Origin of the sequence: Leifsonia sp. Root4 (genome assembly GCF_001425085.1) — a bacterium.
Classification (GTDB): Bacteria; Actinomycetota; Actinomycetes; order Actinomycetales; family Microbacteriaceae; genus Microterricola.
The window spans coordinates 545,361-569,749 of the sequence record NZ_LMDN01000003.1 but is presented as its reverse complement, the minus strand read 5'-3'; the positions used below and the strand labels follow the sequence as shown (position 1 = coordinate 569,749).

27 protein-coding genes are annotated in these 24,389 nt (G+C 66.1%); 12 read left to right on the top strand and 15 right to left on the bottom strand.

What is annotated here, in order from left to right; all coding sequences use genetic code 11:
• The first annotated feature begins 20 nt into the window (after window positions 1–20).
• From ASC66_RS12300 to ASC66_RS12285, 4 genes are all read left to right on the top strand, one after another.
• Window positions 21–500, top strand: coding sequence for a DUF2975 domain-containing protein (locus ASC66_RS12300; protein WP_055839849.1), 480 nt, complete (start codon window positions 21–23; stop codon window positions 498–500).
• Complete coding sequence (locus tag ASC66_RS12295) at window positions 500–721, top strand: helix-turn-helix domain-containing protein (RefSeq protein WP_055839846.1); 222 nt, start codon at window positions 500–502, stop codon at window positions 719–721. Before ASC66_RS12300 ends, ASC66_RS12295 begins: the two co-directional genes overlap by 1 nt.
• Window positions 722–772: 51 nt before the next feature.
• Window positions 773–1,831 carry a YihY/virulence factor BrkB family protein gene (locus tag ASC66_RS12290; protein ID WP_082492293.1) on the top strand — a complete coding sequence of 353 codons (1,059 nt, stop codon included), beginning with the start codon at window positions 773–775 and terminating at the stop codon, window positions 1,829–1,831.
• A gap of 369 nt (window positions 1,832–2,200) precedes the next feature.
• Window positions 2,201–3,622 (top strand): HNH endonuclease signature motif containing protein, encoded by a 1,422-nt coding sequence (locus ASC66_RS12285; protein ID WP_055839839.1) that lies wholly within the window; start codon window positions 2,201–2,203, stop codon window positions 3,620–3,622.
• A 235-nt stretch (window positions 3,623–3,857) separates the two neighbouring features.
• Here ASC66_RS12285 and ASC66_RS12280 read toward each other — a convergent pair whose 3' ends face one another.
• The 8 genes from ASC66_RS12280 to dhaK form a co-directional block, all read right to left on the bottom strand.
• On the bottom strand, window positions 3,858–4,298 hold the full coding sequence (locus ASC66_RS12280; RefSeq protein ID WP_055839836.1) for a DUF1801 domain-containing protein: 441 nt from the start codon (window positions 4,296–4,298) through the stop codon (window positions 3,858–3,860).
• Between the two features lie 63 nt (window positions 4,299–4,361).
• Window positions 4,362–4,811, bottom strand: a complete 450-nt coding sequence (locus ASC66_RS12275; RefSeq protein WP_055839833.1) for a MarR family winged helix-turn-helix transcriptional regulator — start codon at window positions 4,809–4,811, stop codon at window positions 4,362–4,364.
• Between the two features lie 26 nt (window positions 4,812–4,837).
• Window positions 4,838–5,596 carry a YidC/Oxa1 family membrane protein insertase gene (locus tag ASC66_RS12270; RefSeq protein WP_055839828.1) on the bottom strand — a complete coding sequence of 253 codons (759 nt, stop codon included), beginning with the start codon at window positions 5,594–5,596 and terminating at the stop codon, window positions 4,838–4,840.
• A gap of 87 nt (window positions 5,597–5,683) precedes the next feature.
• Window positions 5,684–5,980: a hypothetical protein gene (locus ASC66_RS12265; RefSeq protein ID WP_055839825.1), complete on the bottom strand. Its 297-nt coding sequence runs from the start codon at window positions 5,978–5,980 to the stop codon at window positions 5,684–5,686.
• A 32-nt stretch (window positions 5,981–6,012) separates the two neighbouring features.
• A complete protein-coding gene (locus tag ASC66_RS12260) occupies window positions 6,013–6,339 on the bottom strand; it encodes a hypothetical protein (protein WP_055839822.1) in 327 nt (108 codons plus the stop codon).
• A 66-nt stretch (window positions 6,340–6,405) separates the two neighbouring features.
• The gene (gene dhaM, locus ASC66_RS12255) at window positions 6,406–7,128 is read right to left on the bottom strand and encodes a dihydroxyacetone kinase phosphoryl donor subunit DhaM (RefSeq protein ID WP_055839819.1); all 723 of its coding nucleotides are present in this window, start codon (window positions 7,126–7,128) and stop codon (window positions 6,406–6,408) included.
• Window positions 7,125–7,772, bottom strand: coding sequence for a dihydroxyacetone kinase subunit DhaL (gene dhaL, locus ASC66_RS18470; RefSeq protein ID WP_055839814.1), 648 nt, complete (start codon window positions 7,770–7,772; stop codon window positions 7,125–7,127). Before dhaL ends, dhaM begins: the two co-directional genes overlap by 4 nt.
• Window positions 7,772–8,773, bottom strand: coding sequence for a dihydroxyacetone kinase subunit DhaK (dhaK, locus tag ASC66_RS12245; protein ID WP_055839803.1), 1,002 nt, complete (start codon window positions 8,771–8,773; stop codon window positions 7,772–7,774). The genes dhaL and dhaK overlap by 1 nt, the downstream gene beginning before the upstream one ends.
• Window positions 8,774–8,993: 220 nt before the next feature.
• Here dhaK and ASC66_RS12240 point away from each other — a divergent pair, with 220 nt between their 5' ends.
• Both ASC66_RS12240 and glpK read left to right on the top strand, forming a co-directional pair.
• Complete coding sequence (locus ASC66_RS12240) at window positions 8,994–9,770, top strand: MIP/aquaporin family protein (protein WP_082492291.1); 777 nt, start codon at window positions 8,994–8,996, stop codon at window positions 9,768–9,770.
• A gap of 118 nt (window positions 9,771–9,888) precedes the next feature.
• Window positions 9,889–11,403 (top strand): glycerol kinase GlpK, encoded by a 1,515-nt coding sequence (glpK, locus tag ASC66_RS12235; RefSeq protein WP_055839796.1) that lies wholly within the window; start codon window positions 9,889–9,891, stop codon window positions 11,401–11,403.
• A 20-nt stretch (window positions 11,404–11,423) separates the two neighbouring features.
• Here the strand turns inward: glpK and trpD are convergent, their stop codons facing one another.
• On the bottom strand, window positions 11,424–12,476 hold the full coding sequence (gene trpD, locus ASC66_RS12230; RefSeq protein WP_055839793.1) for an anthranilate phosphoribosyltransferase: 1,053 nt from the start codon (window positions 12,474–12,476) through the stop codon (window positions 11,424–11,426).
• A 124-nt stretch (window positions 12,477–12,600) separates the two neighbouring features.
• Here trpD and ctaE point away from each other — a divergent pair, with 124 nt between their 5' ends.
• The 5 genes from ctaE (at window position 12,601) to ASC66_RS12205 (ending at window position 17,818) form a co-directional block, all read left to right on the top strand.
• Window positions 12,601–13,275: an aa3-type cytochrome oxidase subunit III gene (gene ctaE, locus ASC66_RS12225; protein WP_082492290.1), complete on the top strand. Its 675-nt coding sequence runs from the start codon at window positions 12,601–12,603 to the stop codon at window positions 13,273–13,275.
• 23 nt (window positions 13,276–13,298) lie between these two features.
• Window positions 13,299–14,111, top strand: coding sequence for a cytochrome bc1 complex diheme cytochrome c subunit (gene qcrC, locus ASC66_RS12220; protein ID WP_055839788.1), 813 nt, complete (start codon window positions 13,299–13,301; stop codon window positions 14,109–14,111).
• A 37-nt stretch (window positions 14,112–14,148) separates the two neighbouring features.
• Window positions 14,149–15,228 (top strand): cytochrome bc1 complex Rieske iron-sulfur subunit, encoded by a 1,080-nt coding sequence (gene qcrA, locus ASC66_RS12215; protein WP_055839785.1) that lies wholly within the window; start codon window positions 14,149–14,151, stop codon window positions 15,226–15,228.
• A complete protein-coding gene (gene qcrB, locus ASC66_RS12210) occupies window positions 15,225–16,856 on the top strand; it encodes a cytochrome bc1 complex cytochrome b subunit (RefSeq protein ID WP_055839782.1) in 1,632 nt (543 codons plus the stop codon). Before qcrA ends, qcrB begins: the two co-directional genes overlap by 4 nt.
• A 104-nt stretch (window positions 16,857–16,960) precedes the next feature.
• Entirely contained in the window at window positions 16,961–17,818 is an 858-nt protein-coding gene (locus tag ASC66_RS12205; RefSeq protein WP_055839779.1) for a putative RNA methyltransferase, read from the top strand.
• On the opposite strand, the gene ASC66_RS12200 is transcribed toward ASC66_RS12205, so the two are convergent.
• The 6 genes from ASC66_RS12200 to ASC66_RS12175 all read right to left on the bottom strand — a co-directional run bounded on the left by ASC66_RS12200 (window position 17,805) and on the right by ASC66_RS12175 (window position 23,730).
• Window positions 17,805–18,566, bottom strand: a complete 762-nt coding sequence (locus tag ASC66_RS12200; protein WP_162243509.1) for a GNAT family N-acetyltransferase — start codon at window positions 18,564–18,566, stop codon at window positions 17,805–17,807. The two genes, ASC66_RS12205 and ASC66_RS12200, sit on opposite strands and share 14 nt — an antisense overlap.
• A 29-nt stretch (window positions 18,567–18,595) precedes the next feature.
• On the bottom strand, window positions 18,596–19,012 hold the full coding sequence (locus tag ASC66_RS12195) for a cytochrome c oxidase subunit 4 (RefSeq protein WP_055839774.1): 417 nt from the start codon (window positions 19,010–19,012) through the stop codon (window positions 18,596–18,598).
• Window positions 19,013–20,740, bottom strand: a complete 1,728-nt coding sequence (ctaD, locus tag ASC66_RS12190; RefSeq protein ID WP_055839764.1) for an aa3-type cytochrome oxidase subunit I — start codon at window positions 20,738–20,740, stop codon at window positions 19,013–19,015.
• A 3-nt stretch (window positions 20,741–20,743) separates the two neighbouring features.
• Window positions 20,744–21,631, bottom strand: coding sequence for an aa3-type cytochrome oxidase subunit II (gene ctaC / locus ASC66_RS12185; protein WP_055839761.1), 888 nt, complete (start codon window positions 21,629–21,631; stop codon window positions 20,744–20,746).
• Between the two features lie 208 nt (window positions 21,632–21,839).
• Window positions 21,840–22,196, bottom strand: a complete 357-nt coding sequence (gene erpA, locus ASC66_RS12180) for an iron-sulfur cluster insertion protein ErpA (RefSeq protein ID WP_055839758.1) — start codon at window positions 22,194–22,196, stop codon at window positions 21,840–21,842.
• A 79-nt stretch (window positions 22,197–22,275) separates the two neighbouring features.
• Window positions 22,276–23,730, bottom strand: a complete 1,455-nt coding sequence (locus ASC66_RS12175; protein WP_055839755.1) for a dipeptidase — start codon at window positions 23,728–23,730, stop codon at window positions 22,276–22,278.
• Window positions 23,731–23,767: 37 nt separating this feature from the next.
• On the opposite strand from ASC66_RS12175, the gene ASC66_RS12170 reads away from it, so the two are divergent.
• A complete protein-coding gene (locus ASC66_RS12170) occupies window positions 23,768–24,355 on the top strand; it encodes a DUF3043 domain-containing protein (RefSeq protein WP_055839753.1) in 588 nt (195 codons plus the stop codon).
• Window positions 24,356–24,389: the final 34 nt, after the last annotated feature.

Below are 24,389 nucleotides of genomic sequence, written 5' to 3'. Positions count from 1 at the left end.
TTCGATCGAAAATCAATAGCATGAATCGCTTCAGCGTCCTCGCACTGCGTGTGCTTCTCGTGTTCCTGGCCCTCGGCTGCCTCTTCGCTCAGCTGTGGCTCGTTCCGCAGCTCGCTGGCGACGTCGCCCGGAGCGCGCCGGAGCTCGCGTACCTCGCAGCTCCGTACACGGTGCTGTGGATCCTGGTGTTCGTGTGCGCGCAGCTCGTCTTCGTGGCGTTGTGGGTGTTGCTGTCCAAGGTTCGGCGCGGGGCGATCTTCGCCGAGAACGCGTTCCGCTGGGTCGATCTGATCATCATCGCGGGCGCGACCGCCACGCTGCTCGTGTTCGGCTTCGAGTTCCACCTGCTGGGCATTGTTGACGCCGGGGGGCCGCCGCTCGGCATCCTGCTGACGGGCATCGTGCTCGCGGGCGCCGCCGGCGTGCTGCTCATGATCATCATGCGCGGGCTCCTCCGTTCTGCGACGAGCCTGCAGAGCGAACTGGACGAGGTGGTCTGATGGCGATCATCGTCGACATCGACGTCGAACTCGCCAAACGCAAGATGTCCGTCGGCGAGTTCGCGGGTGCCGTCGGCATCACGGTCGCGAACATCGCTGTGTTGAAGAATGGCCGAGCGAAAGCGGTGCGCTTCACAACGCTTGACGCCATCTGCCGCGTGCTCGAGTGCCAACCGGGCGATGTGCTGCGGTGGGTGCCTGACGAACGTCCGTCCCCCTGACGCCTGCGCAAGCGGCTTGCTCGCAGCCGCCTCGCAGGGTCTACTGAGGGGATGACAACCCGCACACATCCGGCGCACCAGCCAGGCGAGCACGGCGAGCGACCCGATGAAGCGGCTCCGCACAGTCCGACGGCGCTCAGTCGCGCACAATGGCGCTACGTACTCGCTCGGAGCGTGAAGGAGTTCCGCCGCGACCGCTGCCTGGACCAGAGCGCTGCTCTGGCGTTCCGTTCAGCACTCGTGACGTTTCCGACCATGCTCGTCCTGGTGTCTCTGCTCGGCATGCTCGGCGAGACGAGCAGAGTGATGCGCTTCACGGTCGATGCCATCTCATCATTGGGATCCGACGAGACCGCAGACAGCGTGCGGGCGCTCTTCGCGGAGCTGGCGAAGGCGCCGGCGGGCTATGCGTTCGCGCTCGGCCTCGTCCTCCTGCTGTGGTCGGCATCCGGATATGTGACGGCGTTCGGCAGGGCGATGAACAGCATCTACGGGGTCTCAGAGGGCAGAACGGCGTGGAAGCTGCGCGTCGCCGTCATTCCGCTCGGAGCGCTCTTGGTGTTGCTGTTGCTCCTCTCCGCCGCGGCGCTGCTTCTGAGCGGCGAGATGCTCAGCGACTTGGATCTGAGCGACGCGGCGGTGCTCGCCTGGAACATTGTCCGTGTTCCACTCGCCTGTGTCTTGGCCGCGACCGTGATCGCGCTGCTCTACTACTTCTCCCCCAACATCAAGCACCCGCGACTGCGGTGGATGAGCGTCGGCGCGGCGGGCGCACTGACCGTCTGGGTGTTCGCATCGCTCGGGCTCACCCTGTACTTTGCCAATTTCTCCTCTTTCGACCGCAGCTACGGGGCGATCGGCGGCGCACTCGTCTTCCTGATCTGGCTGTGGCTGAGCAATTTTGCTCTCCTGCTCGGCGGCGAGTTCGATGCGGAGCTGGAGAGGATGCGCCAGCTGCGAAGCGGCCGAGCGGCGGAGGCGAATATTTTCGTCCAACTGCGAAACACCTCCGCGGTGGACATGGCGCAGAATGTGGAGCTCCACGACGTGATCGAGGGCCGGGCTATCAAGGACGAAGCGCGTCGTGCCGGCGCCGACCACACCGACTGACCCGCCCGACAGCGCCCGCTCCCCCGCTGGCTTGAGGGAACGCCAGCGACCGAAGCCCTGACACCCCCCGAACACTCCGCTGGTTGAGCCTGTCGAAACCCCTCGCGTTGGTTGAGCTTGTCGAAACCCCGACACCGCCGAACCTCGCCCGCTCCGACGCTGGCTTGAGGGAGCGCCAGCGACCGAAGCCCTGACACCACCCAACACTCCGCTGGTTGAGCTTGTCGAAACCCCGAACACCCCGCTGGTTGAGCCTGTCGAAACCCCGAAGGTCACGGTTAGGTCACGGTCCGCTCCTCCTGTGGATAACCCCTGATTCCGGCGCTGTTTGCGGGCTTCCGTGTCGGTGGTCGATGAGACGCTCTACCCATGAGCGAAGCAGTGCTGCAGCTTCCCGGGTCGGCCACCGACCCGGTCATCACCGAGTGCCTCACCGGCCTCGCCTCCACCCAAACCTCGCTCGGGTCCACTCTGGCTGAGCAGTACCGCTTCATCGAAACGGCCCGCTCCCGCGCCGTCGCGACCGCCGACCCGATGGGCCGGACCCGCCGGATCGAGGAGGAGTTCGCGCTCCGCAGCATTACGGCCGAGCTCGCCCTGGTGTTGCGGGTGCACGAGCGAACCATGACGGGACTGATCTACGAGGCGAAGCAGCTCGGCACCGTCTTCACGAAGAGCCTGACCGCTCTCGCGGCCGGCACGGTCGGCCAACGCCACGTGCGCGAGATCCTCGCCCAGGCGGTCACCCTCCCGCCGGAGCTTCACGCCCGCTTCGAAGCCGAAGCACTGCTGCACGCGGCGACACAGACCCCGACCGCGTTCCGCCGCACGGCGGCCCGGATCCGAGAACGCCTCCACCCCGACTCCCTGACTTTGCGCGCGGCGCAGGGCCGCACCGAGCGCAGGCTCTGGGTCGAGCCCGCCGCCGACGGCATGGCGTGGCTCCACCTGCATCTGGAGGCGGAGAAGGCGATCGCGATCACCGAACGCATCAGCGACCTCGCCGACCACGCCCAGGCTGAGGCGCTCGACACCGCCAGGCTGCCCGACACCGAGGTCGCGCTCAGCCTGGGGACGCACGCCCAGTTGGAGGCGGACATCGCCGCCGAACTGCTGCTGCTCCCACCGACACCGCCCTCCGACATCGCGGAGGGCACGCAGTGGTCGCGGATGCCGGGTCTGGCGTTCTCCCGCCCCGAAGTCTTCGTCGCCGTGCCGAAGTTGACGATCCCGTACGCGACCCTGATCGGCCAATCAGACGAGCCGGGCGAGCTGCACGGCTATGGCCAAGTCGACGCCGACACGGCCCGCAGGCTCGCCACCGAGGCCCCGACCCTGCACCGCATCCTCGTCGACCCGGTCGACAACACCCCGCTCCAGCTGGACCAGCGCAAGTACACCCTGACGAAGGCGTTGCGCCGCTGGATCCTCTATCGGGACCAGATCTGCCGCTTCCCCGGCTGCACCCGGAAGGCGGAGCGCTGCGAGATTGACCACACCCACCCCTTCGAACACGACGGTCTGACCGAGCAGTGCAATCTCGCGGTGCTGTGTAAGAAGCATCACCGGCTCAAGCACAATTCCCGCTGGCGGGTCACGCAACTCGGCCAGGGTGTGCTCCGCTGGACCAGCCCGGCCGGCCGGATCTACGACACCCACCCGGCCCCGCCCAACAGCCGAAGACCCCCGCCGGGTTCACCGGACGAGCCGCCGCCCCCGCCGGTTGAGCCACTCCCGCTGGTTGAGCCTGTCGAAACCCGGATGCGATACCCGGACACTCCGCCGTTCTAGCCTCCTGTTCGCCGGTCGAGTAGCGCGACGCTCAGCTTTGCGAGAAGTTGCAACCCAGCCCACGGAGCCTCAGGAACTGCCACCGTCGCTCGGGCCGTCTGAATGTCGGTTCCAGTTCGGCCGCAGGCGGCATGCTCAAGCAGCGGAACAGCAATGATTTCGACAGGCTCAATCAGCGGAATCAGCGGAATCAGCGGAACGGCGGACGCAGCGGAATCAGCGGACGCAGCGGCAGCTACTCGCCGCTCTCCCGGGCACGAAGGCCGTAGTCACCCGCAGTGAGCGTCGCGTAAGACGCCCGGACGATCGACTCGAGAACGGCGAGGTCGACCGTGTCCAGATCCTTGATGTAGAGGCACCCGACGCCTGACGTGAACGCTCCGAGCCGCGCGAGAGCGTCCTCGTGCGCGCCGATGCCGTCCGCCAGGTAGATCGACATCGCGGCTTTGCGCGGCGAGAAGCCCGCGGCTGGGGCATCACCCTCGCGCCCGCTGGCGTACGTGTAGTGGTACTGCCCGAATCCGACGATCGATGGCCCCCACAGCACCGGCGACTCCCCCGTGATCCGCCCGAACAACTCGAGAAGCGTCTGCGCATCCCGTCGACGCAGGGTGTTCGCGACAGCGGCGACATACTCCAGCGCTGCAGATTCCGAGTTCGAGGGATCAGTGCTCACAGTCACAGTGTACGAAGCCGAGGCGAGCCTGTCGCCCGGCAGCGAGGCGCAGCCTCGGCCGCGTCACGATGCCTCCGTCTCGATGAGATGCTGCAGACGGATGACGGTGCGATCCAGACCTCGCGAGAACGCGGCCAACTCGCTCGGCTTCCACTCACCGAAGAGCTGCCGTGTGAACTGCTCTTGCTCGGCCGCCAGCTTCGCGACGAGCGCCTCCCCGGCGTGGGTCAATGTCACCAGTGCAGCACGCCGGTCGCGCGGGTGTGGCTGCCTGCTCACGAAACCGTCGGCAACGAGGCCGTCGACGAGTCCGGTGATGTTGCGCGGGCTCACGTGCAGCGAATCGGCGAGCTCGCGCTGCGTTCGCGGCCCGGCCGCCGAAATCACCCACAGCACGGGCGCGCGCGACCGGGAGATTCCGTCGCGCGCCAGGCTCTCGTCCATGTCGCGCCCGAGGAGCACGGTGAGCTGCAACAGGCGGTCGAGAGCAGCGATGGATGCGGAGTCAGACACACTGTGATGTTACTTCATTATGTTGATCATTCAGTGATTAAGGCCCGCCGTTCCGCGCGACGGCGCAGAATTTGCCGCTCGCCGAGCGTCCAGGCCGTCGTCACTGTGAGATAGATCGCGGCAGCCAGCGGCACGATCGCGGCGAAGATCACCGTGATGAAAGGCATCCAGCTCAGCACACCGCTGACCCTCGCCATCGTGGCCGGCATCTCCTCCGACGACTGCGCCTGCTGGGCGAGCATCACGCGGCGCGAGGTGTACGCGACAGCGGCGATCGCCGCGAACATGCCGAGGAAGACGGCCGCCCCCGGCCACGCTGCGCTCCCGTTGACAACGGAGAGGAAGCTGGTGCCGAGCGGAACGCCGAGGAGGGTCTCGTGCAGCAGCGCGTTGGGGTGGCCGTTGATAGTGGCGAGGATGAAGAGCCCGTACACGATGGAGAGCACCGGGGCCTGCGCAAGAGCGGGGAGCATGCCGGCAAACGGAGACGCCTTCTCCTCTGCGTACAACTCCAGGGTCGCGCGCTGGAGCTTTTCCGGGTTCTTCTTGTGGCGGGTTTGGAGTTCGCGCAGCTTCGGCGCGATTCGGCGTCGAGTGACCTCGGCCCGCGCCTGGGCGGCGCCGAGTGGGATCAGGCAGATGCGTACGAGAACGGTGAGGGCGACGATGGCCAGCGCCATCGCGGAGGCGCCGGCGAACGGCGTGAAGAGGGAGGCGAGGCCGTTGACGGCCACTGAGGCGAGTTCGAGCAGCGCCGCGATGGGCGCGAAAGCGTAGAGGTCCACGAGGGGAATTCCAATCAGGCAGAGGGATGTGCGGTCACATATGCGACCGCGCCGCTGCCTGCGAATCGTCGATTCGCGGCACGCTGATTACGCGGTCGCCTCTGCCTGGGCCGGCGCCCTGGTGCGGGGTCTGCCCGCGGTGTTCGGGTGTTGTGGCTCGATGGCGCGTGAGAGCACCTCGCTGTGCGCCCGGGAACGGGCACCGATGCGCAACTCCCCAGCCGCGATGCCGACGGCGAGGTAGCGGGCACCGAGGGTGAATGCGGCGGCCAGCATCACAGCGGTGGTGAGCAGCGCGGCATCCGGTGGTGCCTGCACGACCAGCGCGTACGCAACGAACGCGACGGTCAGTGTGACCGCCATTCGTTCCTGCAGCGCCTTCATGAGTGCGAGCCTACCCGCCCCGGCTCCGGCATTCACTCGCGCTTGGCAAGCTTCTCCAGCCGATGCGCGGATGCCGGCATGCCCAGCTCCCCCAGCGGCTCGTGGCGCGCGGGGCTCGGCCGGCGCTCCTCATCGGGTACCGGGCAGTGCACGAGCACGTTCGCGGTGGACTCGTCAATGCTGTGCTCTCGCATCTGATGCCCGCACAGTGGGCACAGCCGGAGGGCGACCGGAATCTCCTCCGCTGCACCCACGGAGATCGGAGGAGAACCAATGGCCTTCTCGACCTGCTTGTTCACTCGTTCAAAGAATCGCACGAAGGCATTTTCTTCGGCCTGCGTGACATCGTCGCGGCTCATGGCGTCATACTACGCCCGCCGCGTCGCTCGTCAACAGAGTCAATCCGAGCGCGCCGCTGAGCGTGATCAGGCCTCGCCGAAGCCCGACTCGACGAGGGTGGCGAGTGCGTCGACCGCGTCGGACCCGACCGGGTCCTCACTGGCGAGCACAACAGTCGTTCCCTTGACCAGACCCATCGCCATGATGCCGAGCAGGCTGCGCGCATCGGTGCCGTTCACCGTCACTCGTGCGGGGAAGGTGTTCGCGAGCTTGACGAAGTCGGCAGCGGGGCGCGCATGTAGGCCGTCCTTGTTGATCAGCGTCACGGTGCGCGAGTAGCCGCTGGTCGGAGCCGGCTCTGCTGGCTCCGCCGGCTCCAGGCTTCCGGCGCTGAAGGCAGTCGTGCCGCCCGCGGACTCCGCCGCCTCCATGACCGTGTGCAACGTTCCGCCGACCTCGCTCGCGACCGCAGCGGCGACGCCGCCCTCGATCAGCGGCGCGTCCACGATGCGCACCTTCTCGCGCACGGAATCGTCCAGGAAGTCCAGCGCGGTCTCCGCGGTCAGGATCGCCGAGCCCAGGTCGCACAGCACGACGACACCGACACCCTGGTCGACGGCGGCGATGGCCGCGGTCACCTTGTCGAAGCTCGTCCCGATCCGACCGTCATCCGTGCCACCGGCCGCTGCCATGGGCGCGTTCTGCGCCATCTGCGCGGCGAGCTCCCGCAGACCGTCGGCGATCTTGTCGCTGTGCGAGACGAAGACGAGGCCGACCCGGGCGGTGGATGCGGCGGCGCCGGCCGTCACGACGCGGCTCCGGCGACCTGCTCTGCCGCGCGCAACAGCAACGCGCTCGACTGTGCTCCCGGATCGCGGTGGCCGATCGCCCGCTCCCCCAGGTAGCTGGCGCGTCCTTTGCGGGCGACGAGTGGCTCTGTGGCCTCCGCGCCGCGTTCGGCGGCATCCGCCGCCGCCCGCAGCACGTCGTGCGGGCTCGCTCCGGCCTCCACGGCGGCCGCTGCCGCATCGACGGCCGGCGTCCATGCGTCGATCATCGTCTTGTCGCCCGATTCGGCTTTGCCACGCAGCACAATGCCGTCTCTGGCGGCGGTGAGCGCAAGCACGAGCGCCGGACCGTCCAGCCGTTCCGCGGCGCCGACCGCGAGCGAGGCCTTCAGGAAGGCCGTGCCGTAGAGCGGACCGGCGGCGCCGCCAACGGTGGAGATCAACGTCGTCGCGACGACCTTGAAGACGTCGCCGGGGGTGGCGGTGTCCGGCAGGTCATCGAGTCTGATGAGCGCCGCCTGGAAACCTCTGTCCATGTTCTCGCCGTGGTCGCCGTCGCCGATCTCTCGATCGAGTGTGATCAGGGCCACCCGGTTGTCGGCCAGCACCTCGGCCGATGCGATGATCCAGGCCCTGGCCCAGTCCGCTCCGAGGCTCTCCCCCATCAGCGTCCCCACCGCAGCGCCGCGGTGTGCACGGGGGCATCCCAGAGCGCAGTGAGCTCGTCATCGAGCTTGAGCACCGAGATCGACACGCCCTGCATCTCGAGCGACGTCGTGAAGTTGCCGACCAGCGAGCGGGAGACGGTCACCCCGCGCTCGGCGAGGATCTCGGCCGCACGACGGTAGACGATGTACAGCTCAACCTGGGGCGTTCCACCCATTCCATTGACGAGAAGCAGGGCGTCCTCCCCCGCCTCGAACGGCATGTCCTCCAGAACGGCGCCGAGCAGTCGATCGACGATGCCGTCTGCCGGCTCGAGCTTGATGCGTTCGCGGCCAGGTTCGCCGTGGATGCCGATTCCGATCTCGATCTCGTCGTCGGCGAGTGTGAAGCTCGGTTCACCGGCGTGCGGCACGACGCAGGCGGTCAGTGCGACGCCCATGGTGCGCACCCGGGAGTTGACCTTCGTGGCGATCGCGCTGACCGCGGCAAGATCATCGCCGCGCTCGGCTGCAGCGCCCGCAATCTTCTCGACCAGCACCGTTCCGGCGACGCCGCGGCGGCCGGCCGTGTAGAGCGAATCCTTCACGGCGACGTCGTCGTCGACGATGACGGATGCCACCTCAATGCCCTCAGCGGCCGCCAGGTCGGCGGCCGTCTCGAAATTCAGCACATCTCCGGTGTAGTTCTTCACGATGTGGAGCACGCCGGCTCCGCCGTCGACGGCCTTCGTCGCGGCCACGATGGGGTCGGGGGTCGGCGAGGTGAACACGGGACCGGGCACTGCGGCATCCAGCATGCCGAAGCCAACGAATCCCGCATGCAGGGGTTCGTGGCCGCTGCCACCACCGCTGACGATTCCGACCTTGCCGGCGCGCGGCGCATCGCTGCGCACGACGAAGACGGGGTCGAGTTCCGCGCGGACGATGTCGCTGTGCGCGGTTGCGAACCCGCTCACCGCCTCCGTGACGACGTTCTTCGGGTCATTGATGAGTTTCTTCACAAGCTTTCCTTCCGTTGAAGGCCCCCGCGCAACGGTGCGGCGACGGCGAATCACTCGGCTACTCAGCTCAAACTACGGCTAAAAGCGCGCCCGCGGTAGCCCGAGGGGCAGGGTTTGGGGCAGGGCATTCCCATCCGAGCCGCCCAGCACTATGTTGTTAGGCATCGGAGCGTTGCAACGCCCTTGATCGGCCGCGCAGCGACGAACAAGAAAGGTCAACGTGGACAATCTCGGAGTTGTATTTCTTTCAGAGTTGGTAGGCACCGCGATGCTCGTGCTGCTCGGCTGTGGCGTTGTCGCCAACGTCGCGCTGGCCAAGAACAAGGGTCTCGGTGGCGGCTTCCTGATGGTGAACATCGGCTGGGGCCTCGCGGTCTTCGCCGGCGTCATCGTCGCGTATGCCTCCGGCGCCCACCTCAACCCGGCTGTGACGCTCGGCCTCGTCGCGAACGGCGCGACGGAGTTCGGTAACGCTGCAGCCGGGATCGCCGTTCCTGTCGACCCCGTCTCGGTTCTCACCTACATCGCCGCACAGCTGATCGGTGCCATCATCGGTGCCATCGTCGTGTGGCTGGCGTACAAGCAGCACTTCGACGCAGAACCGGAGCCGGCCAACAAGCTCGGTGTGTTCTCGACCGGCCCCGCCATTCGCTCCTACGGCTGGAACCTCGTCACCGAGATCATCGGCACCTTCGTGCTGGTGTTCGTCGTGATCGGTTTCGGTGGCGGTCGACAGGGCGAGGGCGGCCTTGCCGCGCTCGGCGCTCTCCCCGTCGCTCTCCTCGTTATCGGTATCGGTGCCTCCCTCGGTGGCCCGACCGGCTACGCCATCAACCCAGCCCGTGACCTCGGCCCACGCATCGCGCACTTCATCCTGCCGATCAAGGGCAAGGGTGCATCGGACTGGAGCTACTCCTGGGTGCCCGTCGTCGGCCCCATCATCGGTGGCCTGATCGCAGGTTGGTCGGCGATCGTGCTACTGCCTCTCCTCACCTGACCCCCACTGGGCCGGCTCGGCATCGCCGAGTCGGCCCTCATTCTTTTCAGGCCCCCCAGGTTCTTTTCGGAACCCTCAATCCACTCGCTTCACCGACTCTCTCAAAAGGAGCACCCCCATGGCTGACTATGTACTCGCCATTGACCAAGGCACCACGAGCTCACGCGCCATCATCTTCGACAAGGCCGGATCGATCATCTCGACCGGGCAGCTTGAGCACGAGCAGATCTTCCCGCAGGCCGGTTGGGTCGAGCACAACGCCACCCAGATCTGGGACAACGTGCGCGAAGTGATCGGCCAGGCCCTCGGCAAGGCGAATCTGACCCGCCACGACATCGCATCGGTCGGCATCACCAACCAGCGCGAGACGGCTGTCGTGTGGAACAAGAACACCGGCAGGCCCGTCTACAACGCCATCGTCTGGCAGGACACCCGCACCCAGCCGATCGTCGACCGCCTCGCGGCCGACGGCGGTGTCGAGCGCTTCAAGCAGCAGGTCGGCCTGCCCCTGGCCACCTACTTCTCCGGCACGAAGATCGTCTGGATCCTCGAGAACGTGCCCGGTGCCCGTGAGGCGGCGGATGCCGGCGAACTGCTCTTCGGCACCACCGACTGCTGGGTTCTGTGGAACCTGACCGGCGGCGTGGACGGCGGCGTGCACGCGACCGATGTGACGAACGCCAGCCGCACCCTGTTCATGGACCTCGAGACCCTGCAGTGGGACGACGAGATCCTCGCCGCGTTCGATGTGCCGCGCTCGATGCTGCCCGACATCCGCTCCTCGTCTGAGGTGTACGGCCACGCGCACGAGAACTCGCTGCTGCGCGAGACCCCGATCGCCGGCATCCTCGGCGACCAGCAGGCCGCGACGTTCGGTCAGGCCGCCTTCGACACCGGAGAGTCGAAGAACACCTACGGAACCGGCAACTTCCTCATCTTCAACACGGGTGAGGAGATCGTCCACTCCAAGAACGGTCTGTTGACGACCCTCGGATACAAGCTCGGCGACGCGAAACCGCACTACGCGCTCGAGGGCTCGATCGCCGTGACGGGTTCGCTGATCCAGTGGCTCCGCGACAACCTCGGGCTGTTCAGCTCCGCCGCAGAGGTCGAGGCGCTCGCACGCACGGTCGACGACAACGGCGGCGCCTACTTCGTGCCGGCGTTCTCCGGCCTGTTCGCCCCGTACTGGCGTGCAGACGCCCGCGGCGCGCTCGTCGGCCTGACCCGCTACGTCAACAAGGGGCACATTGCGCGTGCCGCCCTCGAGGCGACGGCGTTCCAGACCCGCGAGGTGCTCGACGCCGTCAACGCCGACTCCGGGGTCGACCTGACCGAGCTGAAGGTCGACGGCGGCATGATCGCCAACAACCTGCTGATGCAGTTCCAGGCGGACATCCTCGGAGTGCCTGTCGTTCGACCCGTCGTCGCCGAGACCACGGCGCTCGGCGCGGCGTACGCCGCCGGACTCGCCGTCGGCTTCTGGAGCGGACTCGATGAACTGCGCGCGAACTGGCAGGAAGACAGCCGGTGGACCCCGCAGATGGATCCGGAGGAGGCCGCGCGACTCCTGCGCAACTGGAAGAAGGCCGTCACGAAGACCCTCGATTGGGTCGACGACGACGTCAAGTAGCGCCAGCCGGGTCGGGGCGTCTACCCCTTGGACGCCTCGACCCACTGGGCCAGCTTGTTCGCGGCCGCGCCGGAGTCGATCGTCTCCGCTGCGATGGCCATCTTCGCGCTGAAGCGCTCGAGGATGCTGATCTGACTCTGGGCCGGATCGTTGGCCAGGTCAAAGGAGACGAGACCGGCTGCCGCGTTCAGCAGGACGATGTCGCGCACGGGCCCAGTCTCCCCCGCGAAGATGCGGTGCACGACGGCGGCGTTGTGCTCGGCGTCGCCACCGAGCAGATCGCTCATCCTCGCCCGCTTGACGCCCAGATCCCGGGGGTCGATGTCGTGCTCGGTCACGAGACCGCGCGACACCTCCCAGACGTGGCTGTGGCCGGTCGTCGTCATCTCATCGAGGCCGTCGTCTCCGCGGAACACGAGTGCGGTGGCTCCACGCGTCTGGAAGACGCCGACGAAGAGCGGCACCCGGTCCAGCTGCGCGACTCCGACGGCCGATGCCTCCGGACGGGCCGGGTTGCAGAGAGGGCCCAGGTAGTTGAACACCGTGGGAATGCCGAGTTGGCTGCGCACGGCTCCGGCATGCCGGAAGCCCGGGTGGAACGCCGCCGCGTAGGCGAAGGTGATGCCGGCCTCGGCGAGGATCTCGGCGACACGCCCAGCAGAGAGGGTGAGGTCGATTCCGAGGGCCGCGAGCACATCGGAGGAACCGGATGCCGAGCTGGCAGCACGGTTGCCGTGCTTGATCACGGGGATGCCGGCCGCGGCCGACACGACCGAGGCCATCGTCGACACGTTCACGGTGCCGAAGCGGTCACCGCCCGTTCCGACGATGTCCAGCGCCATGGAATCGACTTCGAGAGGCACCGCGTGATCCAGGATCGCGTCGCGGAAACCGACGATTTCGTTGACGGTCTCGCCCTTCGCCCGCAGTGCGACAAGGAACGCGGCGAGCTGAGCTTCGCTCGCTTCGCCGATCATGACCTGATCCATGCACCAGGCGGCATCCGCGACACTCAGGTCTTCGCCGGCGAGCAGCGAAGTGAGAACGGATGGCCACGACTGAATCTCAAGCATGTGCTCAATCCTAGGAGCACGGGGATTCCCTGCGGATCCACTGTGATTCACCGCTGATTCTCAGCGTTCTGGCCTTGAAACTAAGGCTCCCCTAACCAAAGTTTTCGACGACAGTCCGCCCTGAATGGGAAAACCCTGCGAGTATTTCGGCCATAATGGAGGAGTGACGAGCACTTCAATTACTCAGCCGGCCAGCGCGCCCGCCATCAACAGGCCCAATACCGTGGCGGTGGGCACCATCGTCTGGCTGGGCAGCGAAGTCATGTTCTTCGCTGGCCTCTTTGCCATCTACTTCACCTTGCGCTCCACGAGCCCAGAGCTGTGGGAGTTTGAGACCGCGCGTCACAACTTCCCCTTCGCGCTGACGAACACGCTGATCCTCATCGCGTCGTCGTTCACGTGCCAGTTCGGTGTCTTCGCGGCCGAGAGGATGCAGGCACGTTCCACCGGCTGGAAGCCCACGCAGTGGGGCACCGTCGAGTGGTTCTTCCTCACCTACGCGCTGGGCGCGATCTTCGTCGCCGGTCAGATCTTCGAGTACGCCACCTTGGTGTCCGAGGGCATCTCGCTCTCCTCCAACGCGTACGGATCGGCGTTCTACATCACCACCGGCTTCCACGGCATCCACGTGACGGCGGGCCTCTTCGCCTTCCTGCTCGTGATCGGTCGCTTCTTCTCGGTACAGGGCCGCAACTTCGGTCACCGCGAAGCCACCAGCGCCATCGTCGTTTCTTACTACTGGCACTTCGTTGACGTCGTCTGGATCGGGCTCTTCCTGGTCATCTACGTTCTCAAATAGCAATCAGGAGCGGATCACTTCCCATGACCGAGAACCCCAAGCCCACGAAGCGCGCAGCGCGCAAGACTGGTCGTCGCCACCCCCTGGCGACCGTCGCACTGCTCGCAATCGGACTGGTCTTCACCGGCGGCGCATACACCGCCTTCAGTGCGAGCACCGCGTCGGCAGAGACCGACATCACCTCGCAGCAGACAATCGACGAGGGCAAGAAGCTCTTCCAGGCGAACTGTGCAACCTGCCACGGCCTCGAGGCCCAGGGCACCGGCGACGGACCCAGCCTGATCGGTGTCGGCGCTGCCGCTGTCGACTTCCAGGTCGGAACCGGCCGCATGCCGATGCAGATGCACGGACCGCAGGCCGAAGAGAAGCCCGTCCAGTTCACCGAGGAGCAGATCAAGGCACTCGCCGCCTTCGTCGCCTCCACGGCCCCCGGCCCCGGAATTCCGGACCCCGAACTCGTTGACGGCGGCGGAAACGCGGCGAACGGCGCTGAGCTGTTCCGCATCAACTGCGCGATGTGCCACAACGTGGCCGGCGCAGGTGGAGCTCTCACCGAGGGCAAGTTCGCCCCGGCGCTGACCGACGTCTCCGGAACGCACATCTACGAGGCCATGGTCACCGGCCCGCAGAACATGCCCGTCTTCAGCGACATGAACATCACCCCCGAAGACAAGCGCGACATCATCACGTACCTGAAGTACGTGCAGGACAACCGCTCCCCCGGCGGATTCGAGCTCGGTGCGCTCGGCCCCGTTTCAGAGGGTCTGTTCATCTGGATCTTTGGTCTCGGCGCGATTGTTGCCCTGACCGTGTGGATCACGGCAAAGTCCAACTGATCTACGCAAGCAATGACACAGCGTACAAAGGAGAACCATGGCACAGGACGATAACGGCGGTAAGGACATCACCGCTGCCGATTCGTCGGGCCTCGCCCATGCGGAAGAATCCGCAGGCCTCGCCGTCATCACGCGCGACGCCCTGACCGACCCCGGACTGCCGCCGCACCGCGCGCGAGTCACGGATGTCGATCCGAAGGCTGAGAAGCGCGCAGAGCGCACCGTCTACACACTCTTCTACCTGTCGATCGTCGGCAGCATCTGGGCGGTCGCCGCCTACATGCTGTTCCCGATGGAGTCGAACGACGTCGGAGACGTGCGCCTGAACAACATGTTCGTCGGCCTCGGCATCACCCTCGGGCTCCTCGCCATCGGCATCGGTGCAGTGCACTGGGCCAAGGCGCTCATGTCCGACAAAGAGGGCATCGACGTCCGTCACGCCACCCGTGGCACCGAAGAGACCCGCGCCCGCGCGGTCGAGATCTTCGAGGAAGCCAACGAGGAGTCCGGTTTCGGCCGTCGCACCCTGATCCGCAACACGCTGATCGGTGCGCTCGTCGCCTTCCCGCTCCCCGCCGTCGTTCTCTTCCGCGGCCTGGCTCCGCAGGACCAGAACCCGGTCGAACTGCTCTCGCACACCATGTGGGCGAAGGGAACCCGCCTCGCGAGTGACCCGAGCGGTGCTCCGATCAAGGCCTCCGACGTCACGCTGGGCAGCGCGTTCCACGTGATCCCCGAGGGCCTCACCGACCTCGGTCACGGTGAGGGCTACCTCGAGGAGAAGGCGAAGGCGGTCGTTCTGCTGATGCGCCTGAAGCCCGAGGATCTCCACGAGCTTCCCGAGCGTGCCGGCTGGTCGTACGACGGCATCGTCGCGTACTCCAAGATCTGCACCCACGTTGGTTGCCCTGTCGCTCTGTACGAGCAGCAGACGCACCACCTGCTCTGCCCGTGCCACCAGTCGCAGTTCGACGTGTCCAACCACTGTGAGGTCATCTTCGGACCGGCCGCTCGTGCGTTGCCACAGCTGCCGATTGCGGTGGACGACGAGGGCTACCTCATCGCACAGAGCGACTTCACTGAACCTGTCGGCCCGAGCTTCTGGGAGCGTCATTGAGCACCGCAACTACCACGAGCGCACCGAAGTCTTCGGATTCGGCAGCGCAGAAGCCCGGTGGGTTCACGGCCGCCGCAGCGAATTATCTTGACGAACGCACCAGCGTCTCCGGTGCGGTCAAGGAGTTCGGTCGCAAGATCTTCCCCGACCACTGGTCGTTCCTGCTCGGTGAGGTCGCGCTCTTCTCCTTCGTCGTCATCCTGCTCTCGGGATCGTTCCTGACGTTCTTCTTCCAGGCCTCCATGGTCGAGGTGCACTACGACGGCTCCTACGTGCCGCTCAAGGGTGTCGCCATGTCGGCGGCGATGTCGTCGACGATGGACATCTCCTTCGACATCCGTGGCGGACTGCTGATGCGCCAGGTGCACCACTGGGCTGCCCTGCTCTTCGTGGCGTCCATCGGCCTGCACATGCTCCGCATCTTCTTCACCGGTGCGTTCCGCAAGCCGCGCGAGCTCAACTGGGTCATCGGCTTCGTGCTGTTCATCCTGGCCATGGCCGAGGGCTTCACCGGATACTCGCTCCCCGATGACCTGCTCTCCGGAAACGGCCTGCGCATCATCGACGGAATCATCAAGGGCATCCCCGTCATCGGAACCTGGACGTCGTTCCTGTTCTTCGGCGGCGAGTTCCCTGGTGACCAGATCGTCGGCCGCCTCTACACGCTGCACATCCTGCTGCTGCCCGCGATCGTCGTGCTCTTCATCGCGCTGCACCTTTTGTTCGTCGTCGTGCACAAGCACACGCAGTACCCGGGCGCCGGCAAGAACGAGCAGACCGTCGTCGGGTACCCGATCCTTCCGGTGTACACCGCGAAGGCCGGTGGATTCTTCTTCATCGTCTTCGGTATCGTCACGCTGATCGCCTCGCTGTTCACGATCAACCCGATCTGGAACTACGGCCCGTACGACCCGTCACCCGTTTCCGCCGGTACCCAGCCTGACTGGTACATCGGATTCGCTGACGGCGCGCTGCGCCTCGTTCCGCCGGGCTGGGAGTTCGTGCTGTTCGACCGCACCTGGTCGTTCAACATCCTGGCTCCGCTGATCATCATCGGCATCTTCATCGTGCTGGTCCTGATCTACCCGTTCATCGAGGCCTGGATCACCGGCGACAAGCGCGAACACCACGTGCTCGACCGCCCGCGCAACGCACCGACCCGCACGGCGATCGGCGCAGCCGGTGTCACGTTCTACGCCGCCCTCTGGGCAGCGGCCAGCTCGGACATCATCGCGACGCACTTCAAGCTGACGATGGAGGGCGTGATCCACGGCCTCCAGGCCATGCTGATCCTCGGACCGTTTGTGGCGTACTTCATCACGAAGCGCGTCTGCATCGCCCTGCAGAAGAAGGACCGCGAGATCGTCCTGCACGGCTTCGAGTCCGGCCGCATCGTGAAGCTGCCCGGCGGCGAGTTCATCGAGGTGCACGAGCCCCTCGACGAGTACGAGCGCTGGCGCCTGGTCGACTACAAGGACTACAAGCCGCTGATGATCCGCCCGAACGCCAAGGGCAAGATCACCCCCGGCCAGCACCTGCGTGCTGCCCTCTCGCGCTGGTTCTTCGAAGACCGCATCGCTCCCGTCAGCAAGGCGGAGATCGAGCAGTCGCACGGAGAGCACCACTAGCGAGAACCGCTTGATCAGGGCGTTGGAGACGTACACGCGTCTCCAACGCCCTTCTCGTTTCAGTAGCTGCTGTGTTCAGCGTCAGCTGTGCCGGAAGGAACGCCGTGACCCTCGAGAGTCTCGCCGCGTGGTTGCGGTGCCCACACTGCGGTGAAGCCGTGCTGCCGCAACCACCGCTGACCGTGCGATGCCCGAACGGTCACAGCTTCGACGTCAACAAGCGCGGCTACGTGAACATGCTGGCATCCGGCAACCGGATGATCGGCGACTCCCCCGCGATGCTCGACGCCCGGCAGGCATTCCTCGACGGCGGCCACTATGCGCCGCTGCGCGAGTCGGTTGCCACATTCGGCTCCGCGGGGCTCGCGAAGGGCCCTCGGAGCGTCTTCGACGCCGGATGTGGCACTGGGTACTACCTCGACGGTGTGCTGGCCTCACAGGGCGACGAAGCCTCGGCACTCGCCATGGACATCTCCCCCCATGCCGTCGCCCGCACGGTGCGCGGCATCGGCGCGCGCTGTGACGGGCTCGTCGCCGACACGTGGCAGCCGCTTCCCGTCCGGGATGCCGTTGCCGGGCTCGTCATGACCGTGTTCGCGCCGCGGAACCTGCCCGAGTTCCACCGGGTGCTCGACCCGGAGGGTGCCCTGCTCGTCGTCGTTCCGACGGCCGCGCACATCCGGGAGCTCCGTGCCGACGGCCGCGCGCTGGACATCCCGGCAGACAAGGCCGAGCGACTCGTCGACGACGCCGCGGCGCTGTTCGCCCTGGAACGCAGGGAGCGGGTCGAGTACGCGGCAGTGCTGAGCGCGACGGAAGCGGATCAGCTCGTCTCGATGGGGCCATCGGCCCACCACGCAGCCGACTCCCCCATGGCCGACTCCCCCGTCGCCGGCGCCAGCGAGCTGATCTCCACGACCGTCAGCGTCGACGTCCTGCTCTTTCGCCCTATTCTCCGGTAGCAGGCCCGACCCGGTAGTGGTATCGGTCAACCGTCGCGAAGCCGGCCGCGCCGTACAGGCGGAGGGCGGCGACGTTGTCCGCGGCCACCTGGAGGGCGACGTGTCTGCAGCCGAGCGCCGCAGCCTCTCCCACTGCCGCGCGAAGCAGCATTCCGCCATGGCCGCGGCCGCGGTGGGCGCCGGCCACACTCATGCAACTGAGCACGGCGATGTCGCCATGCACGCTCAACCGGGCGACGGCGACGTCTGAGTCCGCGCTCATCAGGTACCGTGCCGGCGTTCGGGTGACGATCTCCAGCTGAACCGCGTCGGCTCGTTCATCGCCGCGGCCATCGGTGGCGAGATAGCGTGCCGTCCATTCCGCTGACGGTTCAGCGGTGACCGCCGCGCCGCTGACGCCGGAGTGCTCCGGCCGCAGCCGCAGCAGTTGCACGAGAGTCGGCGTGTGCAGCGTGTAGCCGCGCGCGGCGAGCTCGCCGTCGAGCTCTGAGAACCGAGGGTGTTTCGGGATCTGGGCAACGGCAGGGAGGGACCGTTCGGCGTAGAAGGCCTCGAGCTCCTCGATCGCCGTGGTGGCGGGCTCCTGCGGCACGGCGGAGTTCGCCCGGTTCGTCACACCACGGTCAGCGCGGAGCAGCCACGACGCCGTCTCGGCGCGCTCGTGCGGCATCCACGACGCCGTCCAGAAGGCGGAGTCCGCGGACACAACGGCGGATACAACAGAGGAGGCCCCGCGCCGTTGTGACATGCGCGAGGCCTCCTCTGTGTGCTGCGTGCTTAGCGTGCGAACAGACCGCGGTAGTACTCGTAGACCCATCCGACGATGCTGATGGCCAGGATTCCGACGGCGATGAAGGAGATCCAGAAACCGACGGCCAGACCGAGCATGAACAGCGCCAGTGCGCCACCGAGCATGATCGGCCACCAGCTCCACGGGCTGAAGAAGCCGAGCTCGGCGTCTCCGTCGTCGATGTTGGCGTCGAGGCGGTCCTCGGGGAGGTCGCCGCCCTGGGCCGCGAAGACGCGGTCAAGGTAGAAGGCGATGAACCCGGAGAGGATGCCGGAGAGGGCGATGGCGATCGTGCCGACCCACTCGAGGTGACCGGTGTCGATGACGGTCCAGAAGCCGTAGATCGCTGCGACGACCACGAAGAAGACGGTCAGGATCCAGAACAGTACGGAATTGACGCGCATTTACTTGATCCTCTCCGACGCGGCATCGAAGGTGGGCGCATCAGGAGCGTCCTTGGCCGGGCCGACACCGATGGGCAGGGCAGCCTCGGGGTGGTTCAGGTCGAATGCGGGCCGCTCGGAGCGGATGCGCGGGATCGACGTGAAGTTGTGACGCGGCGGCGGGCACGAGGTGGCCCACTCCAGCGATCCGCCGTAACCCCAGGGGTCGTTGACGGTGACCTTGGGAGCGTTGCGCGCCGTGATGTACACGTTCAGGAAGAACGGGATCATCGAGGAGGCAAGAACCATGGAGCCGATCGTGGAGAGCTCGTTCATCCAGGTGAAGCCATCGCTCGGCAGGTAGCTGGCGTAACGACGCGGCATGCCGACGACGCCGAGCCAGTGCTGCACGAGGAAGGTCGTGTGGAAGCCGATGAAGAGCAGCCAGAAGTGCCACTTGCCGAGGCGCTCGTTGAGCATCTTGCCTGTCCACTTGGGCCACCAGAAGTAGAAGCCACTGAACATGGCGAACACGACGGTGCCGAAGACGACGTAGTGGAAGTGCGCGACAACGAAGTAGGTGTCTGACACGTGGAAGTCGAGCGGCGGCGAAGCCAGGATCACGCCGGTGAGACCACCGAAGGTGAAGGTGACGAGGAAGCCGATCGCCCAGAGCATCGGTGTTTCGAAGGTCAACGACCCTCGCCACATCGTGCCGATCCAGTTGAAGATCTTCACACCCGTCGGCACGGCGATGAGCATCGTCATCAGCGAGAAGAAGGGCAGCAGCACCGAGCCGGTGACGTACATGTGGTGAGCCCACACCGTGACCGAGAGGGCCGCGATGGAGATCGTCGCGTAGACGAGCGTCTTGTAACCGAAGATCGGCTTGCGGCTGAACACCGGGAAGACCTCGGACACGATGCCGAAGAACGGCAGGGCGATGATGTAGACCTCGGGGTGGCCGAAGAACCAGAACAGGTGTTGCCAGAGGATGACACCGCCGTTGGCCGGGTCATATATGTGCATCCCGAAGACGCGGTCGCCGGCTGCAGCCAGCATCGCGGCGGCGAGCACCGGGAAGGCCATCAGCACGAGGATCGAGGTGACGAGCGTGTTCCAGGTGAAGATCGGCATGCGGAACATCGTCATACCGGGGGCACGCATCGTGATGATCGTCGTGATGAAGTTCACGGCACCGAGGATGGTACCGAAACCGCTGAGGCCGAGGCCGAGCATCCAGAGGTTTCCGCCGATACCGGGCGAGAACGTCGTTGATGCCAGCGGCTGGTAGGCGAACCAGCCGAAGGATGCCGCACCCTGCGGGGTGAGGAATCCGGCGACCGCCATGAGGCTACCGAAGTTGAACAGCCAGTATGCGAAGGCGTTCAGACGCGGGAACGCCACGTCGGGGGCGCCGATCTGCAGCGGCATCAGCACGTTGGCGAAGCCCGCGAAGAGCGGGGTCGCGAACATGAGCAGCATGATTGTGCCGTGCATCGTGAACAGCTGGTTGTACTGCTCCTTGGTGGCCACGATCTCGAGGCCGGGAGCGAACAGCTGCGCGCGGATGATGAGAGCCATCACGCCGCCGATGCAGAAGTAGATGAACGAGGTGATCAGGTACATGTACCCGATGACCTTGTGGTCGGTGGAGGTGATCCACTTGACCAGGATGTTGCCCTTGCGCTCGACCTTCGAAGCGCCGAGTGGCGTCGAGGTCGGTGCGGGTGCTGTGGTGGTGCTCATGGCCTAGTGGTCCTCCTTGAGCTCGGGCGCCCCGGTGCCGGGCAGGTTCTGGTTGCGGTCGTACTCGAAGCCGAGCTGGCCTTCCTGACCGGCGTCGCGCAGCGACTGGATGTAGTCGTCGTACTCGTCCTGAGAGACGACCTCGACGTTGAAGAGCATGAGCGAGTGGTACTCGCCGCAGAGCTCGGCACACTTGCCCTTGTACGTTCCCTCCCTGGTGGGGGTCACGTACATGTAGTTCGTCTTGCCGGGGAACATGTCCTTCTTGTACAAGAAGTCGATGACCCAGAAGGAGTGGATGACGTCGCGGCTGTCGAGAGCGATCTCGATCTTCTGGTCAACGGGGAGCACCAGTGTCGGCAGCTCTTCCTCGTTGATCGCGCCCGGTTCGCCGTCGAGTTCGGGCTGAGCCTGAATCCCGGGCGAGTAGACGTCCTCGTTGATGTAGTTGAAGTCCCACGCCCACTGCTTGGCCATGACCTGGATCTCAACATCGGGCTCGGCGTACGGAGCCTCGATCGCCGCCTGGTCACGTGCGGTGAAGGCGAAGAAGCCCAGCACGAGAATCAGGGGAACGATCGTGTAGAAGATCTCGATCGGCATGTTGTAGCGCAGCTGTACGGGCAGGCCAGTCTGGCCCTTCCGACGGCGGTAGACGATGACGGCCCAGATGATGAGCCCCCATGTGATGAGGCCCACAATAAGCAGCACGATCCAGGATGTGGTCCAGAGACCACTCACCATTGAGGTGTTCGACGTGACAGGGTTTTCACCCTCCACGAATCCTGGGAGGAAGCCGTTGAGCTGTGCCTGGGTACACCCGGCAAGAACTACGGCTAGCGTCGCTGCGATTGGAATTGCAGCCCATCGGAGTCGGCGATTGTTGCGCACCGGTGACCTTTCGGGAGACTCGAAGACACTTCACAGGGAAGTGCCATTGACCGTTTCTAGCCTACTCCGCTCGCGGCGCCCGATTGTGCATTCGTACGGCGTTGCATCAGTCATTTCGCAAAAAACAGGGGCAGAACCCGCTTAAACCGCCTCGGGAGGGCATCCGCTTGGATGCCCTCCCGAGGAAGATGCGTTATAACTCGCTGGATCAGTGGAACGAATCACCGCACGCGCAGCTGCCGCCGGCGTTGGGGTTGTCGATCGTGAAGCCCTGCTTCTGGATCGTGTCCTCGAAATCGATGGATGCACCATCGAGGTAGGGCACGCTCATCTTGTCGACGATGACCTCGACGCCGTCGTAGTCGACGACGGCATCGCCGTCGAGCTGACGCTCGTCGAAGTAGAGCTGGTAGATGAGGCCGGAGCAGCCGCCTGGCTGCACGGCGACGCGCAGGCGCAGGTCGTCGCGACCCTCCTGCGTGAGGAGGCTCTTCACCTTTGCGGCTGCGGCCTCAGAGAGGCCGACTCCGTGCTCGGCGACGGTCGTGGTGCTTGTGTCGGTCATGCTGCTCCTCAGCCTCTGAGACCAAATGGTCGTGAAATCTGTTCAGATTCTACCCCGGTCAACTCCGTGCGGGCTGGGATCATTCCCGAGCGTTCAGCCGAGCGAGGAGCAGGGCCTCGCTGAGCACCGCCCGCTTGAAGACGCCGAGGTGCAGTGACTCATTCGGGCTGTGCGCACGCGAGTCGGGGTCTTCGACGCCCGTGACGAGGATCTCGGCCTCGGGGAACTCGCGCACCAGGTCGGAGATGAAGGGGATCGAGCCGCCGATGCCGGTGTCGACCGGTTCGACACCCCAGGCGTCCGCCATGGCCTGCTTGGCCTCGCGCACGGCCCAGCCGCTGGTGTCGACGAGGAACGCCTCGCCCTTGTCCACCTCGCTGATCGTGAGTTCTGCGCCCCACGGCGCGTGTGCGCGCAGGTGCGCCTCGATGGCGGCGAATGCCTCGGATGCCGGCTGCCCTGGGGCCACCCGGGAACTGATCCGCACGCTCACGACCGGCGCGAGGGTGTTGGAGGCGTTGGCGACGCTCGGCGCGTCGATGCCGGTCACGGTGACGGTCGGCTGCGCCCAGATGCGGCTGAGGATCGTGCCGCGCCCGATCGGTGAGACACCCGGCAGCAGGCCGGTCTCGGCGCGGAGCTGCTGTTCCGAGTATTCCGGCGTCACGGTCTCGTGGCTGCGGAGGCCGTCGACGGCGACGGAGCCGTCAGCGTCGTGCAGCGTCGCCAGCAGGCGGATCGTGGCGAGCATGGCATCCGGCACCGCTCCCCCGAACATTCCGGAGTGCGAGGCGTGCTCGAGGGTGCGCACGGTGAGCTTGAAGGTGACGTTGCCGCGGAGGGCGACCGTGAGTGCCGGGGTGGTGATGTCCCAGTTGCTGGAGTCGGCGACGACGATCGCATCGGCGGCGAGGGCGTCCCGGTTGTCGCGGAGGAAGTTCGCGAAGGAGCGGGAGCCGAACTCCTCCTCCCCCTCGATGAACAAGGCGATGCCGAGGTCGAAGTCGGGGCCGACGGCCTCGATCAGCGAGCGGACGGATGCCACGTGCGCCATGATCCCGGCCTTGTCGTCTGCGGCACCACGGCCGTAGAGACGGTCGCCGCGGACGACGGGCTGGTAGGGCTCGGACTCCCAGTCGGCGTCGTCGCCGGGGGGCTGTACGTCGTGGTGCGCGTAGAGCAGAACGGTCGGGCGGCCGTTGCGGGCAGCCCGGGTGGCGAGCACGGCCGGCTGGCCGAGCTCGCCGGCATCCGAATCGCCCGCCTCGGCCTCGATGGCCGCACGCTTGATCTCGACGGTCTCGAAGACACCGAGCTCGCGTACGAGCGCGGCGACGGCCTCGGCGCTGGCCTGGACGTTGGCCGGGTCGAAGGCCGACCATGCGACGGAGGGAATGCGCACCAGGGCGGAGAGCTCTGCGATCGTGCGGGGCAGGTCGAGCTCGACGCTCTCTCGCACCGCCGCTTCGATCTCTGCCTGGCTGTGAGAGGTGCCGGTGGGAGTTTGCGGGGGCGTCTGCGTGGTGTCGCTCATACGACTAATCTTAAAGGAACCAACCCAAGGACTTGATGTGCCAAAGAACCAGGCCAGCAATGGCAGCGATCCCGTGACCAGCGACGAATCCACGGAAGAGACCGTTTCGGCGGTCGGCAAGGGCGCCCCGACGCCGACCCGCAAGCAGCAGGAGGCCGCCAACAAGCGGCCCCTCGTTCCAGGCGACCGCAAGGAGGCCGCGAAGGCCGCCCGGGCGAAGTCGGCCGAGGCGCGCGAGCGTGCCCGTATCGGCATGGCCAACGGCGAGGAGAAGTACCTCCCGATGCGCGACCGCGGCGAGCAGAAGCGCTACGTGCGCGACTACGTCGACGCCCGCTTCAGCATCGGTGAGTTCATGATCCCGGTGATGTTCCTCGTCATCATCCTCACCTTCATCCCGAGCCCAGAGGTACAGACCTACGGCATCCTCGCTCTCTGGGCCTTCTTCCTGATCGCCGTCGTCGACAGCGTCATCCTGGGCTTCAGCCTCACGCGCAAGCTCGCGGCCAAGTACGGCAAGGACAAGGTCGAGAAGGTGCGCTGGTACGCGGCGATGCGTGCCCTGCAGTTGCGCGCCATGCGCCTGCCGAAGCCACAGGTCAAGCGTTTCCAGTTCCCCAGCTAGAGCACGGGAGTTGTGAAAGGGGCGGTCGCTGATG

Excerpts from the sequence above, each read along its gene's own strand:
- ASC66_RS12285 (WP_055839839.1), top strand. The coding sequence starts at position 2,201 with ATGAGCGAAGCAGTGCTGCAGCTTCCCGGGTCGGCCACCGACCCGGTC.
- qcrA (WP_055839785.1), top strand. The coding sequence starts at position 14,149 with ATGGCACAGGACGATAACGGCGGTAAGGACATCACCGCTGCCGATTCG.
- trpD (WP_055839793.1), bottom strand. The coding sequence starts at position 12,476 with ATGCTTGAGATTCAGTCGTGGCCATCCGTTCTCACTTCGCTGCTCGCC.
- ASC66_RS12300 (WP_055839849.1), top strand. The coding sequence starts at position 21 with ATGAATCGCTTCAGCGTCCTCGCACTGCGTGTGCTTCTCGTGTTCCTG.
- ASC66_RS12200 (WP_162243509.1), bottom strand. The coding sequence starts at position 18,566 with ATGTCACAACGGCGCGGGGCCTCCTCTGTTGTATCCGCCGTTGTGTCC.
- dhaL (WP_055839814.1), bottom strand. The coding sequence starts at position 7,772 with ATGGGGGAGAGCCTCGGAGCGGACTGGGCCAGGGCCTGGATCATCGCA.
- ctaE (WP_082492290.1), top strand. The coding sequence starts at position 12,601 with ATGGGAAAACCCTGCGAGTATTTCGGCCATAATGGAGGAGTGACGAGC.
- ASC66_RS12260 (WP_055839822.1), bottom strand. The coding sequence starts at position 6,339 with ATGAGCCGCGACGATGTCACGCAGGCCGAAGAAAATGCCTTCGTGCGA.
- ASC66_RS12175 (WP_055839755.1), bottom strand. The coding sequence starts at position 23,730 with ATGAGCGACACCACGCAGACGCCCCCGCAAACTCCCACCGGCACCTCT.
- glpK (WP_055839796.1), top strand. The coding sequence starts at position 9,889 with ATGGCTGACTATGTACTCGCCATTGACCAAGGCACCACGAGCTCACGC.
- ASC66_RS12195 (WP_055839774.1), bottom strand. The coding sequence starts at position 19,012 with ATGCGCGTCAATTCCGTACTGTTCTGGATCCTGACCGTCTTCTTCGTG.
- ASC66_RS12265 (WP_055839825.1), bottom strand. The coding sequence starts at position 5,980 with ATGAAGGCGCTGCAGGAACGAATGGCGGTCACACTGACCGTCGCGTTC.
- erpA (WP_055839758.1), bottom strand. The coding sequence starts at position 22,196 with ATGACCGACACAAGCACCACGACCGTCGCCGAGCACGGAGTCGGCCTC.
- ctaD (WP_055839764.1), bottom strand. The coding sequence starts at position 20,740 with ATGAGCACCACCACAGCACCCGCACCGACCTCGACGCCACTCGGCGCT.
- ASC66_RS12290 (WP_082492293.1), top strand. The coding sequence starts at position 773 with ATGACAACCCGCACACATCCGGCGCACCAGCCAGGCGAGCACGGCGAG.
- qcrC (WP_055839788.1), top strand. The coding sequence starts at position 13,299 with ATGACCGAGAACCCCAAGCCCACGAAGCGCGCAGCGCGCAAGACTGGT.
- ASC66_RS12295 (WP_055839846.1), top strand. The coding sequence starts at position 500 with ATGGCGATCATCGTCGACATCGACGTCGAACTCGCCAAACGCAAGATG.